This is a genomic window from Vulgatibacter sp. (assembly GCF_041687135.1).
Lineage (GTDB): Bacteria > Myxococcota > Myxococcia > Myxococcales > Vulgatibacteraceae > JAWLCN01.
This window is the reverse complement of the sequence record NZ_JAWLCN010000003.1, coordinates 67,801-84,394: the sequence shown is the minus strand read 5'-3', so window position 1 is coordinate 84,394 and position 16,594 is coordinate 67,801. Positions and strand designations below refer to the sequence as shown.

The window sequence follows — 16,594 nt, the reverse complement described above, 5'->3', positions numbered from 1 at the left end:
CGGGGTGGCCGTCGCTACGGTTCAGCTACCGATCAGGCTGCGATCAGTAGATGCCCTTCATGCCCGGACCGCCGAGACCGAAGGCGCCGATCGCCTCGCGGAGGAAGTACGGCACCGCGGTGTACTTGGAGAGGGCGTCGCAGGCGACGTTCTCCTCGCAGGTGCAGTTCATCTCGTCGAGGGCGGTCGCGTCGCCACCGTCGTAGCGGGCCATCAGGGTCTCGTTGCAACCCTCGCGGTTGCGAACGAGGTTGCCGTTCTCGTCGATGCCCGCGATCTGGGGATCGAAGCGGATGACCGGCTGGCCAGCGCTGTCGAAGACCGGCTCGTACCAGTCGGCGACGCCGTCACCGGTGTTGTCGACCGGGGTCACGACGTAGGCCTTGGCGAGGAGCTCGTTGGCGTACTCGAGGACGCGAGCGGAGATGCCCTTCTCGACGACCTTGCCGTAGATCTCCTCCTTGCCGAAGGTCTTGGCCACGTAGATGCGGCCGACCGGGTCGTGGAACTCGATCCGGTTCTGGAAGCCCGGATCGTTGTCGGTGCCCAGCTCCCAGACCCACATGCGGTTGAGCCAGTACTGCTTCTGGTTCTCCGGCAGGAACATCAGGGTCGAGGCGATGAGGAACTTCTGCTGCTCCCAGCCGACCTGGGGATCGATGACCGCGGTGTTCACCGGAGCCTGGTCGCAGGCCAGGTAGTTCCCGGAGCCCTCACCGGGCAGACCGAGGGTCGCGCTGGTGAAGCAGGTGCGGGGACCATCCACCGGCCACCACTGGGTCCAGCCAAGGCCCATCTTCGGGAACTTGCTGGTGCCGTCCTCGAGGACCGGACGACCGTTGTCGTCGGCTGCCACGCGGACGCCCTTGAGCTGGTCGTCACCGGTCAGGTTGTTGCCGAGCCAGCGACGGAAGCCCTCGGGGAAGAGGTCGGCCATCGAGACGGCGCGGTAACGCGGGTCGGTGAAGTCGCGGCGCGAGTCGGAGATGAAGTTGTCGTACGACTCGGTCATCAGCATCGGGGTGAAGACCTTGTCGTAGTACGAGCCGGCGTTCAGCGTGTACTCGGCAGCGTACTCACCCTTGTCGCGGTCCTCGGCCAGCGTGTTCTCCACGAGCTTGCCGCCGTAGGAGACGTTCATCCCGTAGACGCCGGTGGCGCCGTTCGGCACGACCACGCGGGTGCGGCCCGGGTTGGAGATGGTGTCGAGATCCGAGCGGAGCACGCCGTCCTCGGCGACGTTGAAGTTGCCGCGGGTCGGGAGGTAGTGCGGGCCCGGCTCCGGACGAGCGAGCTGGCGGGTGAAGTGGTCGAACGCCAGGGCCGAAGCCATGATGTTGTCGCCGAAGTTCAGGTCGGCGATGAACGGCCACAGCGTGTTGAAGTCCCAGCCGTTCTCGAGGGCGAAATCACGGTAGATGTTCGCCATCAGGCCGAGGCCCTTCGCACCGTCGCGCATCTTCTCGTTGTACCGACCGAGGGTCCGGTAGGCCGCGCCCTTGATGGAGAACGTGGTCCGGTTCCGGCGGTAGTTGTCGAAGATGTGGTTCATCTCCTGGCTGGTGATGAAGAAGTCGAAGAGCTCGTAGGCGTCGGCGCCGTTGTCGTGGCGGTAGACCGAGAGGTTGCCGAGGTCGGCCCAGCGGTCGGTGGCGAAGCCGTAGGGGACGCGGGTGCGGCCGTTCTTGTCGACGGTCGGACCCTCACGGTTGAAGCCCGACTCCACCCGCGGCACGGCGGCGCGCAGGGTCTGGAAGGGGACGTAGTCCACCGGCTGCTGCTTGCAGCGGGTGTACTCGCCGCCGACCTGCACGATGTAACCGTCGAAGGTCGGGTGCCACTCGCCGTCGAGCTCCTCGTTCCAGGTGCTGGGCTGGAACTTGGAGGGATCGACCGGCTCGCAATCCTTGATGAGCTGGAAGGCGTTCTGCAGCGCCGAGTAGTGCATCGAGGTGCTCGACGACGGGTCGTTGTCCTCGCCGATCGAGTACTGGATGCCGACGGTGCCGCCGAAGTTGTCCGCCTTCTCGATCATGCCGGTGCCGCGGGGGGTGCCGACGTTGTACGAGGTGTCCGCGTGCACGGCGATGGTGTGGCCGTAGAACATGCGGGTGGCGGCGAAGTCGTAGACGCCGAGGCCGATCATGTCCTGCAGGTACTCACCGGCGTAATCCATGACGGTGGACTGCATGAACATCTGGAGGAAGTTGTCCTTCTCGTCCTGGGTGATCGGGTCGAAGTAGCGGGGGCCGACGCACGCGCCGTCCGCATCGTAGTCGGAGCAGAGCTCGGTCTGCGTGCCGTTGGCGGTGCGGAGCTGCCAGTACTGCGGGCGGTAGGAGTACGCGTCCGAAGAGCTGACGAAGTTGTGGCGGAGACCGACCGAGTGGCCCATCTCGTGCGCCATCACGTTGTAGTGCATGCGGCGGGCGAGGAACTTCCGCATCCGCTCGGCACGCTCGAGCTGCACGGCCTTGCTGTCGTTCGGGTTGAACGCGCCGAACTTCGCCTCGAGGAGGTTGGCGATGTCGGCGGTGGCGATCGGCGCGGGGGCCTCCGCCATCGAGAGCATGCAGGCGTTGCGATCGGCGAGGGCGAGCTCCTTCATGCGGCGGAGCTCACGCATCATCACCGGGTTGTTGCCGCGCAGGGGCGACGAGAACGCGCGGTTCATGTCGGTGAGGGGCAGACCGGCGGTGCCGGCGAGCTGCTGCATGTAGATGTTGGAGAGCTCCGCCTCGACCTGGCTGCCGAGGGCGCGCTCGCGGCGGGCCTCGTAGTGGATCGCGTTGGTGGTCGGAGCGTAGGCGTCGGCCACGATGTCCGTGCGGAGCATCTGGTCGAAGTCGCGGATCTGCTGGCGCAGGTTCATGTCCTGGCCGATGGCGGAGGTCTTGATGGCCTCGAGCTGCTCGACGTCGACCTTCGAGAAGTCGGCGATCGCCTTCTCGCGGTCGGCCTTCGAGAACTTCGGGGCCATGCCGTTGCCGTTGCCCACGGCCTGCATCGCGCCGACCCAGTCGCCGACGAAGGTGCCGTCGGTGACGTCCTGCGCGGTGAGCTCGCCCTTGATGAAGCGGGCGGTGTCGACGAGCGACTGCGAGATGAAGTCGTTGACGTGCGACCAGACGTTGACGCTGGCTGCGACCTTCTCACCGGTGAGCGGATCCTCCGCGTCGACCATGATGCCCCAGGGCGACGGGGTCTGCGGCGCCTGGATCACGTTGACCTGGTGGTAGCGCAGGTCGCCGATGCGGGCGTTGAGGGCCTTGCGGCACTCGGGCATCGCGTTGCCGGTGGCGGTCATCGCCTCGGTGCACTGCTCGGCGGTGATGCCTTCGGGCAGGCGGGGGCCACCGCAGGCGGCGGGGTCCTTGGCCTCGACGGGGCTGTGGCAGAGGACGAGGGCCTCGGGGCGCTTGGCGAGAGCGATCACGCCGGCGCTGAAGCCGCGGTCCTGGCCGATGCTCTCGGCGAGGGCGACGCACTCCGCCTCGGGCTTGCCGCTGTCACGGCAGAAGTCGACCTCGTTGGCGAGGAAGGTGGCGTTGTCGTTGTCGATCTGCTGGCCGTCGAGGACCGGGAACTCGGCCTTGCAGGCCTCGGCCTCGCCGCCGGTGGCGACGCACTCGGTGTACTTCGCCACCATGCCCGCGGAGCGGAAGGCGACGTCCCAGTCGTGGGTCGCGCGGTGCGAAGGCTCGAAGAACTCGGGGTTGGAGCCGGTGGTGTAGTACCAGGCGATCGGCTTCTGGGTGCGCGCGCGGTAGGGCAGCGTGCACTTCTGGTTGAAGGTGTCGCACTGCGAGCCGGCGAGGCCGGTGGCGGCGGTCACACCCTCGCACTCGTCGGCGGTGCCGTTGGCATCGTCGTCGAGGTTGGGGATGGAGCTGCGATCGGTGTAGCACTCGATCGCGCCTTCCATGTTCACGGGGTCGGCGTAGAAGTGGCTGCGCTCCCAGATGTTGTAGCGCGCGATGAAGCGGTGCCACTTGTCGTCGGTCATGCCGTACCGACGGGTGTAGCCGTAGCGCTCGGCGGTGAAGGCACCGAAGGCGCGGAAGCGGTGGCCGTCCCAGTCGGCGGGCTCGTAGTCCGTCGGCTCGATGCGACGGAACGAGTGGCGAACCGTGAGCTCCACCGGGTTGCAGCTGCCGGCGGGGGCGGTGCCACCGAGGAAGTCGGCGGGAAGGAAGCAGGAGGGGAAGGAGTCGATGCCCCAGCCGAAGCGGCGGAGATCGATCTCGCCCGGCTCGGCGAAGACCTTGGTGGTGACGTCGAAGTAGCCCTCTTCGGTGGCGAAGTGGGGCGCGTTCGGGTCCATCGGGTCGTTGATGAAGTACTTCATCGGCGTGTACTTCACGCCGCCGAAGATCCCGAGCATCGAGAGCATGTCGAAGTCGTAGGCGTCGACGTTCTCGTTGCTCGACCAATCGACGCGGAAGTACTTCCGCTCGTTCCAGGGCCGGTCGGTGGTGTTCTCGACGATGACGTTGAGCTCTTCACCGGTGGTCGGGTTGTACTGCTTCTGGATGTCGAAGTGGCTCTGGATCTTGAACGAGGCGACGACCACGCCCTCGTTCTGGAGCGCGGACTCCTTGATGCCCTTGCCGTCCGAACCCTCGATGCGCTCGTGGGTGAGGCGGGCGACGAGGCTGTCCTCGGTGATCACCCACTTCATCCGCGACGTCTGCTGGGCATAGGTCGAGGTGAAGAGGCCGTTCTGCGAGGCGCCGTAGCCGACGTCGATCAGGGTGCCCTGGGTGTAGAACTCGGGATCGTCCGCAGGATCCTGGAGGTCCTTGCCGACGAAGAAGGTCTTGTCCAGCACGTTGGGCTGGACCCAGCTGATCGGCTCACGCTCTTCGGCGCAGCCGCTCGCCAGCGCCGCCGTACCGACGGCCGCGACGAGAGTTGCTCGCTTCCACATGGTGGTCTTCCTGCTCATCTAAGAGGTACCTCCGTACCTTCCCTACGAACGCCTTCGGGCTCGACACCCGCGGGCGCAGCTCTCGAAAACGAAACGAAACGACTCGAAACGGATCAATTCCGCTGCAGCACGCGTGCCGCGAGCGGATCGAGGTTCAGCGTCAGGCCGACGCCGACCTGCGTGAAACGGTTGAAGAAGGGCGAACGCCGCGTGCCGTCCGGTGCCAGCTGCGGCGAGGGGGTGGCGACCGTTGCGGAGACGGTGGCCTCGTCGACGATGTCGTAGCTGGCGCCCAGGCCGAAATAGCTGCCGTAGCGGCCGTCGAAGCCGGCGGCGAAATCGGACGCGCCGTAGCTGCGCTCCACGTCCATCACCTGCTCGGTGCCGGTGGTGTTGTCGTAGAGGAACGACTCGCTCCAGCGCATGTCCGCGAAGAGGTTGAGCTGCGGCATGACCGTGTAGACGACGCTCGGGCCCGTGCTGAAATCGCCCCAGGCGTTGAGGTAGCCGAGGCTCTTCGGATTGCTGCAGTCGCCGCAGTCGTCGCGAACGGGGCTGGTCTCGCTGTGGAAGCGCTGGGTCCACCGGCCGTTCCAGGAGACGTTCAGGTTCCCGCCGACATCGAAGTTGCGCGCGATGCGGATGGCGGGCGCGACCGAGAGGATCTGGGTCGAAGCCTGCGACACGAGGGAGAGCGGCAGCGCCACTGCGAGCGAGCCGGTCACGCGGATCTGGCTGACGGGCTCCTGCCAGCCGCTCCAGCCGGCGCTGAGGTTCAGGTCGCTGAACATCCACTGCCGGTAGTCGGTGGTCCAGTCGGAGTTGGTGAGCTCCTGCTGGAGGGAGAGCGCGGCGCCGACGTAGAGGTCGTCGCGCAGGTAGTAGCGCGGTGCGACGCCCAGGGTGTGCGCGTAATAGGGGTTGTAGGTCAGCTCGGCACCCTTGTCGAAGCTGATCGTGCTGGTGACGTGCTCGTAGGTGAGCGAGCTGCCGCGCCAAGGAGAGTTGGCGTTGCCGCGGATCACGCTGCCGTCGGCAGCGAGCTTGGTGGCCGCTTCGCCCTCCTTCGCCTCCTCCTCCGCGTAGGCAGGGAGGGCAAAGGCGAGAATCGATGCAGCGACGAGGAGCTTTCTTGCGGTCATTCTTTCCTCAGCCGGATGGACATGTGGCGGCGTCACGAGACTGCAGCGCACGTGCCATGGGTGGGCGGCGGCGGAGTAGAGCCTACAATCCGAAGTTTGGCAAGAACGCCTGCCCCGCCCAAGAGACGGCCGGGCAGGGACTCGTTCGGATGGCCGAACCGAAGCAAGTTCAAGCGGTTCGAAAATCCGAACGGCACCGGCCCCCGACCTCCGGAGGTGCAGGTCGGGGCCCTGCGTACATCAGCTGACGTTCACTTTCCGTGTAGGCTTGCGATCACGGGCCCTGCGTCCGCCGTATCGCACGTGGAAGCGATAGCGATATCGCGTAGCAGCCGGGGCAGCCCCCGGGCTGCTACACGATCCCTCTACTTGAGCCAGGGCGATCCCAGCCCGGATGCGGGCGGAGAGGGCCCGGTCGCAGGTGGCGAGGAGCTTCTCGTCGCGATCGGCGCGGGAGAAGCCGCACTCGGTGCCGAGGCGCTCCGCCAGCGCGTCGCAACCCTCGCCGGCCCAGGCCTTGCCCACGCGGCACCGTGCTCACCGGCCAGCAGGTCGAGGTCGCTCTCCTCGGTGAAGTACCAGGCGACATGGCGGCTCCTCCTCGGTCGGTGGCTCCCTTGCCACCTGCGAGAAGGGTCTTGCGCAGCGCTCGTGCCACGCTCGGGGGGGGAAGAGTTCCCCACCTCGGGTGCCTCATCGCTCTACGCCACGCAGAAACGTTCGGCCGCCCGAAACCGGGTGGTTCGGCCCGCCGAACGGGACCGGCGCGCCGAACGGGAAGCGAAGAGGTCAGTCGCGGGGCCAGCGCTTCCGGTCGCGATCGCTCTCGAAGCAGTCGCCGAACTCGGGATCCCTGCAGGAGAGGTCGGCGATGCAGGCCTTCTCCTCGTCCTCGAGGCGCATGTCGCGGCAGACGTCGACGCACTGGTCGAAGCGGTCGTCGTCGTTGCCGTCGTTGAACCAGCCGCAGTCGTAGACGGTGTGGGCGCAGGCGTCCTCGCAGTCGGCGCCGCTGCAGGCGCTGGCGAGGAGGGGCAGGGCGAGGGTGGCAAGGAGCAGCAGGCGGGTCATGGGTCGATCCTCCGGGAAATTGCGTTGGAGAATTTGCACAACTGCCCGGTGGGAGAAAAGGCGCTCGCTCGCCTGCACGCAAAAATGAAAAAGGCCCGCCGGAGCGGGCCTCGTTCGGCGGGACGGCCTGGCTTCAGAAGCGCAACTGCAGCCCGGCCCCCAGCTCGAGGAGCGGGGCGGGCTGGTCCACGCCGCTGGCGAGCATCGCGCCCATCGCGGGGCCGAGGCCCAGCTGCGCCAGCTGCTCCTCGGAGGCGCCTTCCAGCTCGGCGACCCGCGGCACCTGCATCGCGAGCCGGAACTCGCCGGCCTCGCCGAAGTGGGAGGCCACGAAGGCGTTGAAGTCCAGGTAGGTGAGGAGCCGGACCCGGTAGTCGAAGCGCCCGACGAAGGAGCGGTCGGTGAGGTTCCCGAGGACGCTGGCGGTGAAGCTGGTGTCGTTCCAGCTCCCGGGGGCGGTGGCGTTGGCGTAGACGGCGCCGTAGTGCTGGCCGAGGTAGAGGGGCGAGAAGCCGTTGGAGAGGAGCCAGGGGTAGAGCGCCGGATCGTCGGTGCCGGCGCCGTTGTAAAAGTACTCGGCGCCGAGGACCACGTTGTCCTCGTCGGAGTATTTGATCGCCAGGTCGGCGCCGAGCACCGCCTGTGGGATCCACTCGTCCGATCGATCCCACGCCTCGGGCAGCTTCACGCCGGCGACCCGCTCCTGCAGCGTCGCCTCGCCGTTCTCGAGCGACGAGAGATCGAAGTCGCCTCGCCAGTAGCGCTGCTCGTCGCCGTAGAGCATGGCGACCTCCGCCCGCACGTCGAACTCCCAGAGCGGGAAGGAGAGGTCGGCGCCCACGCGCCAGGGCCGGTCCTTGCGCAGCGCGGTGGAGAGGGTGACCTCGGTGGAGCCGATCAGCTTCTCCACCCGGAAGGCACCGCCCATCTGCTCGACGGTGGAGGCCTCCTCCAGGTCGGCGATGGCGTAGAGGTTCCAGCCGCTCGACTCGATCGGCAGGTGGACCTTCACCAGCGAGACGCCGAGGCGCTCGTCGAAGATCGCCAGCGGATCGCGCACCCGATCGTTGACGAAATCGGTGGGATTCCAGAAGCGGCTGGCGCCCCAGCGGATCGGCTGGCGGCCTGCGGTGACGAAGAGCCGGTGCTCGAGGTTGAAGTTGATCCAGAGCTGGTCGAGGTCGGCGCCGCTCGCCTCGCCGCCGAAGCCGGTGTCGACGCCGGTGGCCTGGCCCTCGGCGAAGGTATGGGTGAGGCGGCCCCGCGCGAAGGCACGGAGGTTGTCGTTCGGCCTCGCGTCGAAATAGACGTCGAGGAGGTTGGGGCTCGCGATCGGATCCCGCTCGACCAGCGTCCCCTCCGCGCCGCTGTACTGGGCGCGGAGGTAGAGGAGGCCGCCGATGGCGAGCTTGTCGCCGGCGAGGTCGAGGCGCTGATCGATCTGCGAGGAGGAGAGCAGGCCGTCGCCGCCGCTCCCCTCGCTACGGGTGGAGGCGGGGACGACGGTGGAGCCCTCGCTCTCGCCGAAGATGTCCTCGTCGCGGGAGGCGTCGTCGGTGGAGCCCGTGCTCTCGCCGAAGATCTCCTCGTCGCGGGAGGCGTCCTCGGTGGAGCCCGTGCTCTCGCCGAAGATCGCTTCGTCCCGGGCCTCGTCCTCCGCCGCTTCGGTGGCGCCTGCAGCAGCGGGCAGGGCGAGGAAGGCCGCCCATGCGGCGGCGAGCAGGCGCTGCTTGCTCATCGCGACTTGCTCTCCAGCCACGCCTTGGTGAAGTAGGCGTCGCTCACCGGCTTCAGGTCCACCGAGCGGATCACGATGGTGGTCTTGTTGCCCTTCTCCACCTCGTCGAAGATCCGCTGCTCCTTCGGGATCCAGACGTCGCCCTTCTTCGACTCGGAGTAGAGCTTCGTCCACTTGGGGAAGTACTGGGTGCGCATCAGGCGGCCGGAGAGGGCGAACTCCTGGCGCTTGAGCAGGTTGTGGTCCTTCTTGTCGATCCACAGCTGCAGCACCGGGTAGGCCACGTCGACGCCGGGCTTCGCCTTGAGCTCGAGGTGGTGGGCCTCGAGCCGCCCGAGCTTCACGTCGCCGATCCACTTCGCGTCGTATTCCTCGGCGAGGCGGGACTCGTCGAAGTCCTGCCGCCGGGAGTCGGTGCCGGCGATCCGCTCGCGCTCGGTCTTGCGCTCCCACTTCCCCACGGTGGGGTCGTAGAAGAACATGCTCTTGTCGATGCGGAGATAGCCCTTGCCCGCCTCCTCCTTCGGCTGGAGGAAGAGGATGACGAGCTTGTCGGTCTCGTCGCGGCGGTAGACCACCGCCTCGTAGACGAGATCGTTCTTGTCCTTCTCCTTGCGCTCGATGAAGGCCAGCGCCTGGTAGTCGCCGGTCTGCTGCTGCCGCAGGTCCTGCTCCTTCAGCAGCGCGAGGGTCTCCGCCGGCGTGAGCGCCTGCACGGTGGTCGGGAGCGCGACGGCGAGTGCCGCCAGGGCGAAGAGGAGCTTGTGCATCGTTCGTTTCCTTGCCGCGGTTCTCGTGCGGCCGTTCAGCTCACGTGCTGGATGGCGGTGACGGGGCGCATCTTCGCCGCGCGGTACGCGGGATAGAGCGCGGAGAGCGCGGTCACCAGGGTGAAGACGAACACGGCCCCGACCACGTGAGCGACCTGCGCGGAGAGGTGGATGGTGTCGCTGAGGAGCACCATGCGCGCCGCCTCCGAGGGGACGGAGAACGCGGCGGCGTCGAGGGCGAGCGCGAGGCCGCCGCCCACGAGCGCGCCTGCGGTGGAGGCGGCGAGGCCGAGGATCAGCGCCTCGGTGAGGAACATCCCCAGCACGCTGGCGCGGCCCATGCCGATGGCCCGCAGCGTGCCGACCTCGCCGGTCCGCTCCCGCACGCTCATGAACATGGTGTTCATGATGCCGATCACGATGATGAGCAGGAGCACGCCGACGAGGAAGAAGGAGATGCCGTTGAAGGCGGTGATGATCCACTTGAGGAAGGAGGCTTCGTCCTCCCAGGTGGTGAGGTCGAGCCGCGCGCCGGTCCAGTCCTCGTGGGGGAGCTGCTCGAGCTTCTGCCAGAAGGGTTCGGCCTTGTGCTCGAGCACGGTGTAGCCGCGCGCCGGCAGCACCTTCTGCAGCCGCGCCAGCACGGTGTCGGTCTGGGCGATGTCCTCGAGGAAGATCATCACCGCGCCGGTGGTGTCGCTGGCGGTCCGATAGAGGTCGTGGAGCGCGCTCTTCGGCACGAAGGCGTTCCACTGGCTCATCATCCCCATGTCCTCGGCGATCGCCACCACGGTGAAGTCACCGGAGTTGGTGGCGCCGCGGGTGGTCTCGGCGACCACGGTGATCTGGTCGCCGATGCCGACCTCGAGCTTCTTCGCCTGGGAGGCGAAGAGCACGATCGTCCCCTCCTGGCCCATCTTGCCGAGGTCGCCGGGCGTGGCGGCGCCGCCGTCCTTGCGGTAGGCGCTCTCCCGCGCCGGCTGCAGCGCGGCGATGAGCTGGCCCTCCTCGGCGGGGTCGATGCCCACCGGGCTGGTCCACATCGCGCCCGTCTCGCTGACGAGCTTCGACCAGCCGCGGATGCGGTCGAGGACCATCACCGACTCGGGGACCTCCTCCTTCACCAGCGCGCGGATCTTCGGGACGTCCTGCACCAGCGGCGCCACGTCGCCGGGGCTGAGCTTGTAGTAGCCGCCGATGTTGACGTGGCCCGAGGCGAGGGTGGTCGCGTAATGGACCATGTTGTCGGTGAGCCCCTGCGCCAGCGAGAGGAGCAGCACCAGCAGCGCCGCCACCATGGAGAGCGCCGCGCCGAGGAAGAAGGTGCGCCGCCTGGCCTGCAGCAGGTTGCGGAGCGCCACGACGAAGTAGATGCCCATCGGCTACTCCCGGGACTGCATCGCGACCACGGGGGCGATGCGGGCGGCGATGCGCGCCGGATAGAGGGTGGAGACCAGGCTCACCGTGACGATGGCGGCGAGGCCGAGGACCAGGTTCGATCCGACCAGCTCCGGGTGGAGCGCCGGTCCGCCGAAGAGGAAGATCAGCCCGTCGTTGCCGGCGGAGGGGATGCCCACGTTGCCGAGGAGCACGATCAGGCCGCTGGCTGCTGCGGCACCGACGCCGCCGGCGATGAGCGCGAGCACCAGCGTCTCGAGCAGGAAGAGGGTGAGCACGAAGCGCCGCCTCGCGCCGATGGCGCGCATGGTGCCGATCTCGCCGACCCGGTCCATGGTGGCCATCACCATCGAGTTGTTGATGATGACCAGGGCCACGGCGAAGATGATCGCGATCGCCACGTAGAGGACCACGCGCATCACCAGGATGAACTGGCCCACGATCCCAGCCACCTGCTGCCAGGTGAAGGGGCGGACGCCGAGATCCTGCTCGTCGCTCGCCTTCTCGATCGCCGCCATCGTCTCGGTGAGGCGCGCGGGATCCTTCAGCAGCAGCGCTGCATGCAGGGTCATCCCCCGCTCCAGGTCGGCGGGATCGAAGGTGTCGGTCGCCCGGGCCTGGGCGCTCGCCGCAGCAGCCAGCGCCGCGTCCACGTCGATGGTGCCGCCGGCGAGATCCGCCTCCACCACCATCTCCTCGTCGCCGCCGAAGAGCGCGTCCTCGGCGGAGGCGCGGTCGATGTCGGCGACGCCGACGTCGGCGCGGATGGCGTCGAGTTCCTTGCGCTTCTCGGGCGTCATCAGGCCGTAGAGGTCGCGGAAGCTCATCAGGTCCACCAGGTTGTAGACCGAGGCGAGGACGGAGCGCTCCAGCCCCTTGAGCTTGAAGGTCCCGTAGACCTTCACGTTGATCGCGCGCATGTAGCCGTCCTGCGAGAGCGCGCGGATGGTGACCGTGTCGCCGACCTTGACCCGGTAGAGACGGACGCGCGGCGCGATCACCTCGTAGAAGAAGGCGTAGCGCTCCGCGAAGTTGGCGTCGTCCACGTCGAGGAAGGTGGTGAGCAGCGCGTCGAGATCGCCCTTCACCTCGGGCAGGAGCTTGCGCAGCTCCGCCTCGACCAGCACCGCGTCGGCGGGGCCGAGCTGTTGGGTGACGTGGCGGGTCTGCTTCTTGCCCCGCTCGATCTGCTCCTGGAGGAGCGGGTCGCCGGCGATGGTCTTGCCGTCGAGCTCGATCGCCTCCTGGATCTTGTCGAGGTGGCGGGCGACCTTGTTCTTCGCCTGCTCCTCGAAATAGGTCTTGTTGAAGAGGAAGCCCTTGTGGCCCCGCGGCACCATCTCGCCGTCGGCGATCTCGAAGTGCTCGAACTTCTCCGCGTAGGCGTCCAGGTCGGTGGCGATGTAGGGGAGGAAGACCGCGGTCGACGTGGTGGAGAGCGGCGCCACCTTCGTGTCGAGGAATTCGAGCGCAGCGATCGGATCCGCGCCGAAATCGGCCCAGAAGGCGTCGCTCGAACCGCGGCGCAGGTGCCCGATGCCCTCCTCGAGCTCCGCCGGATCGGAGGCGATCTCGGCGGCGTTCTGCTGCTCCACCAGGAGCAGCGAGACCATCCGCTTCACCCGCCCGGAGAGATCGGCGACGCGGGACTCGTCTTCCGCCCGCACCGCTTCGCGCAGGGCCTCGAGGTTCTCGTCGAGCTCGTTGCCCACCACGCCCTGCGCCATCTGCCGGCCCATCGGGATCACGGCCTCGACGTTGTCGAGGGCGAGCATCGCCTTCTTGACCCGGTCGTAATCGGCGATGACCGATAGATCCTGGTCGGAGGCTGCGGCGGGACCGAAGAAGGCGAGCTCGTCCTTCGCGTTCTTCGAGACCAGCTGGATGTGGCCGGTGAGGGACCCGGTGATCGACTCCTCCATCGAGCGCTCCACGTTGTCGAGGAGCGTGGTGCCCAGCACCACGAGGAAGGTGCCGAACGCCAGGATGGTCCCGACGATGAGGCCCTTGATCCGGTGGCCCACCAGGCTGCGCATCGCGATGCGCAGGAGCAGGCCCAGGGAGATGCCGCCCATCACGCAGCTCCCACGCGGGCGCCGGTTCCGTCGTCGACGATCAGGCCGTCCTGCAGCCGGATCACGCGGTCGGCGCGGTCGGTCACCTTGGGGTCGTGGGTGGAGAAGATGAACGTGGTCTTCTCCGCCGCGTTGATCTCCTTCATCAGCTCGATGATGTTGGTGCCGGTCTTCGAGTCGAGGTTGGCGGTGGGCTCGTCGGCGAGAACGATCTCGGGACGCGTGACCAGCGCCCGGGCGATGGCCACGCGCTGCCGCTGGCCACCGGAGAGCTCGCTGGGGCGCTGCCGCAGCTGCTTGGTGAGCCCCACCTTCTCCACCATCTCGCGCACCCGGCGGTCGCGCTCGCCCTTCGTCAGCCCGCCCTGGAGCAGGAGCGGGAATTCGACGTTCTGGTAGAGGTCGAGCACGGCGATCAGGTTGAACGACTGGAAGATGAAGCCGAGCTTGTGGAGGCGGAGGGCGGTGAGCTTTCCGTCGTCGAGCTCGCCGGTGGACTGGCCCGCCACCCGCACCGTGCCGCTGGTGGCCACGTCGACGCAGCCGATCAGGTTGAGCAGGGTGGTCTTGCCGCTGCCGGAGGGGCCGGCGATGGCGGCAAACTCGCCCTGCTGCAACTCGAGGGAGACGCCGCGGAGGGCCTGCACCACCAGGTTGCCCAGCGGGTACTCCTTCACCACGTCCTTCACTTCGACGATTGCGCCCATCTCTACCTCGTGGCTCCGGCCTGGGCCGGAGCTTCGAACCATCAGGAATTCGAGTTGCCCCCGGCGCGCTTCTCCGCCTGGCGCTTGCGCCACTCGCTCTCCAGCAGCGGCGACATCTCGAGGAGGAATTCGTAGATCGCGTGCATCTCCTGCAGACGCCCGCGGCGATCCGGCTGCGCGTCGGCGAGGAGGGCGAGCCCCTCCGCGGCGAGGTCGCGCATCATCCGGCTCTCCTGCTCGAAGCGGTTCATCATCTTTTCCCAGGCGCCGGAGATCATCCGCACGTAGTCGCGCCGGTCGCCCGGGAAGGTGACCCGTTCGATCACCTTGAATTGCTCGAGGAGGCGGGTGGAGGTGCTGATCGAGCCCTTGCTCGCCTGGAGCACCTCGGCCAGCTCGACCAGGGAGGTGTGGGCGGGATCGCAGACCAGCAGCCACCCCACCACCCTGCCTGCCATCCGCGGCAGGCCCAGTTGTTCGCAGAGGAGGCCGGTCTTCTCCGCGAAGGCGAGAGCGCGCTGCTTTTCGTCGGTGTCGATCGTCGCTCGCATGGGACCTCGGCTTATGATTCGTTTCGAGCGTTCAGTCAAGATTGAACCCTGGCGGCAAAAAGAGGCCCCGACGTGCCGGTTCCCCCACCGGCGCGCCGGGGCCTGTACGACCGCGCGGCCCCCGGCCACGCGGCGTCCCCCCTCGTTTTCCGCGGCGCCACCCCCTCGCGGCTCGAGCCGTCTCCGGCGAGTCCCGCACGTGGCGCCGCGGAAAAGCGCGAACGCGAACCAATCGTGCCGCGAAGCCCGGGAGCGGAAGTAGTGCGGTTTTCTGCACGGGCCGTACGCAAGATGGTTGCAGGGCCGACGAGCGGTGCGGGCGGAGGTTACCGATCGCCGTCGCTTGTATCTGGACCACTCGGCCCCGCTGGCGCGGGACCAAGCGGTCCAGAGGCGCGCTTCGCGCGCAAATTGCTTTACGTTGGAGCGCCCCGCTGGGCGCTCAGTGCAGCGGATGGGGCGGGGGCAGGCGTGCCACCGCTGCGTGATACTCGCGCTCGAGCTCGTCGAGGATCCGGGCGAGGGGCTGCACCGCGCCGACGAGGGAGGCGGAGTGGCCCGCGCTCCAGAGCGCCCGCTCGCCCCTGCGGATCCGCTCCATCTTCGTCGCCGCCAGCGCCATCATCGCCTTGCGGGTGAGGCGCGCCGTGCGCTTCGAGCGGAGGAGGATCTGCAGCGGCAGGCCGAGGGAGGCGCCGAGCCGCTCGAGCTCCGGCGTGCGCAGGTAGTTGGCGGTGACGCCGGAGACGCGCTCGGTGGAGAGGACGTCGTCGGGGCCTGCCTGCAGGATCGCCTCCTTCCAGCCCGGCGCAGCGGCGCACTCGCTGGCGGCGATGAAGCGCGTTCCCATCTGCACGCCGGCAGCGCCCAGCGCCAGCGAGGCGGCGAGCCCCCTGCCGTCGGCGACGGCGCCTGCCACCACCACCGGCAGATCGTAGCGATCGACGAGCCAGGGCACGAAGGCCAGCGGCGAGAGGTGGCCGGTGTGGCCGCCGGCGCCTGCCACCACTGCGACGAGGCCGTCGGCGCCGGCGCGGGCCACGCGCTCCGCGTGGGCGGCGGTGGTCACGTCGCAGAAGACCTTCGCGCCCCTGCGATGGGCCTGCTCGATCACCTCGGTCGGATCGCCGAGGGAGGTGACGAAGAGGGGCGTGTGGTGCTCGAGGGCGACCTCGAGCTGGCGCCTGCGCAGCGGGTTCACCCGGTTGACCACCAGGTTGACCGCGAAGGGCCCCTGGGTGGCCTTGCGGATCCGCCCGAGGGCGGCGCCGAAGGCGTCGGTGCCCGGGTAGTTGTGGGGCGGCACGCCGGCGATCACGCCGGCCTCCGCCGCAGCGACGAGGAGGTGCTCGTCGGAGACGGCGGTCATCGGCCCCACGAGCACGGGGAGGCGCAGGCCGAGGAGGTGGGTGAGGGCGGTCTCGATCATCTACGGATTCCGCCAGGCGCTGGCGGTGGCGAAGCTCGCTGCCTGGTGGAAGCGCAGGGCCTCGTCGCCGTAGCGGGCGTCGGCGCCGACCGGGCAGGCGAGGCGGGCGTGGCAGCCCGACGCGCAGGGGTCGCCGTGGTCGACGCGGTGGTTGCTGCAGCCTGCAGCATCCCAGCCCCCCGTGGCCACGGCGCCTGCAGGGCACGCCGGGATGCAGGGCGCGGCGCAGCTCTCACATGGGGTGAAGGCCGGGAGGGGATGCTCCTCGACCGGGCAGGAAAGGAGGAGCAGGGCCCGGTACGCGATCCAGGAACCGTGCACCGGGTGGAGGGTGAGGCCGATCCGCGCGGGGGCGCCGAGTCCCGCTGCAGCGCCGATGCGCTGGAAGGGAAGGGGCGCCGCCTCGCCGACGAAGGGATGGCGGGCCTGCGCCTCGATCCCCGCCGTGCGCAGCGGGACGAGGAGGCGCTCGACCAGCGCGCGGGTCCAGTCGTCGAGGGGATCGGCGCCTGCGTGGGGACCCGCCGCTGCGAAGCGGTCGAAGAAGGCCGGCCCGCCGGAGAGGAGGAGGAGGCCGCCCCTGGCGAAGGGGGCGAGGTCGCGCAGCCGCAGGCCGGCGCCTGCCCGCTCGTCGTAGCGGGGGCCGAGGCCGAGCTGGATCTGCAGGCCGAGGCCCGCCGCTTCCGCGCGGAGGATGTCCAGGGGGGCTGCCATGCTTCTCCCGATGTAGCGCCTGCGGCAGGCGAAATCATCCTCCCATGGCGGCGGGGCAGGCCGCGCGAT

At 68.5% G+C, this 16,594-nt stretch carries 12 protein-coding genes; all 12 read right to left on the bottom strand.

Annotated elements, in window-relative coordinates; translation table 11 throughout:
- Positions 1–43: 43 nt before the first annotated feature.
- Complete coding sequence (locus ACESMR_RS07835; protein ID WP_373046494.1) at positions 44–4,948, bottom strand: hypothetical protein; 4,905 nt, start codon at positions 4,946–4,948, stop codon at positions 44–46.
- A gap of 95 nt (positions 4,949–5,043) precedes the next feature.
- On the bottom strand, positions 5,044–6,072 hold the full coding sequence (locus ACESMR_RS07830) for a hypothetical protein (RefSeq protein ID WP_373046493.1): 1,029 nt from the start codon (positions 6,070–6,072) through the stop codon (positions 5,044–5,046).
- Between the two features lie 240 nt (positions 6,073–6,312).
- Complete coding sequence (locus ACESMR_RS07825; RefSeq protein ID WP_373046492.1) at positions 6,313–6,597, bottom strand: hypothetical protein; 285 nt, start codon at positions 6,595–6,597, stop codon at positions 6,313–6,315.
- 264 nt (positions 6,598–6,861) lie between these two features.
- Entirely contained in the window at positions 6,862–7,143 is a 282-nt protein-coding gene (locus ACESMR_RS07820) for a hypothetical protein (RefSeq protein ID WP_373046491.1), read from the bottom strand.
- Positions 7,144–7,276: 133 nt separating this feature from the next.
- Entirely contained in the window at positions 7,277–8,881 is a 1,605-nt protein-coding gene (locus ACESMR_RS07815; protein WP_373046490.1) for a hypothetical protein, read from the bottom strand.
- Positions 8,878–9,651 (bottom strand): outer membrane lipoprotein-sorting protein, encoded by a 774-nt coding sequence (locus ACESMR_RS07810; RefSeq protein ID WP_373046489.1) that lies wholly within the window; start codon positions 9,649–9,651, stop codon positions 8,878–8,880. The genes ACESMR_RS07815 and ACESMR_RS07810 overlap by 4 nt, the downstream gene beginning before the upstream one ends.
- Before the next feature lie 35 nt (positions 9,652–9,686).
- Positions 9,687–11,030 carry an ABC transporter permease gene (locus ACESMR_RS07805; protein WP_373046488.1) on the bottom strand — a complete coding sequence of 448 codons (1,344 nt, stop codon included), beginning with the start codon at positions 11,028–11,030 and terminating at the stop codon, positions 9,687–9,689.
- Positions 11,031–11,033: 3 nt separating this feature from the next.
- Complete coding sequence (locus tag ACESMR_RS07800) at positions 11,034–13,124, bottom strand: ABC transporter permease (protein WP_373046487.1); 2,091 nt, start codon at positions 13,122–13,124, stop codon at positions 11,034–11,036.
- On the bottom strand, positions 13,124–13,831 hold the full coding sequence (locus ACESMR_RS07795) for an ABC transporter ATP-binding protein (RefSeq protein WP_373046486.1): 708 nt from the start codon (positions 13,829–13,831) through the stop codon (positions 13,124–13,126). Before ACESMR_RS07795 ends, ACESMR_RS07800 begins: the two co-directional genes overlap by 1 nt.
- Before the next feature lie 41 nt (positions 13,832–13,872).
- On the bottom strand, positions 13,873–14,382 hold the full coding sequence (locus ACESMR_RS07790) for a GbsR/MarR family transcriptional regulator (RefSeq protein WP_373046485.1): 510 nt from the start codon (positions 14,380–14,382) through the stop codon (positions 13,873–13,875).
- 442 nt (positions 14,383–14,824) lie between these two features.
- Positions 14,825–15,811 (bottom strand): NAD(P)H-dependent flavin oxidoreductase, encoded by a 987-nt coding sequence (locus tag ACESMR_RS07785; protein WP_373046484.1) that lies wholly within the window; start codon positions 15,809–15,811, stop codon positions 14,825–14,827.
- Entirely contained in the window at positions 15,812–16,525 is a 714-nt protein-coding gene (locus ACESMR_RS07780) for a hypothetical protein (RefSeq protein WP_373046483.1), read from the bottom strand. It abuts the gene before it with no gap.
- Positions 16,526–16,594 lie beyond the last annotated feature (69 nt).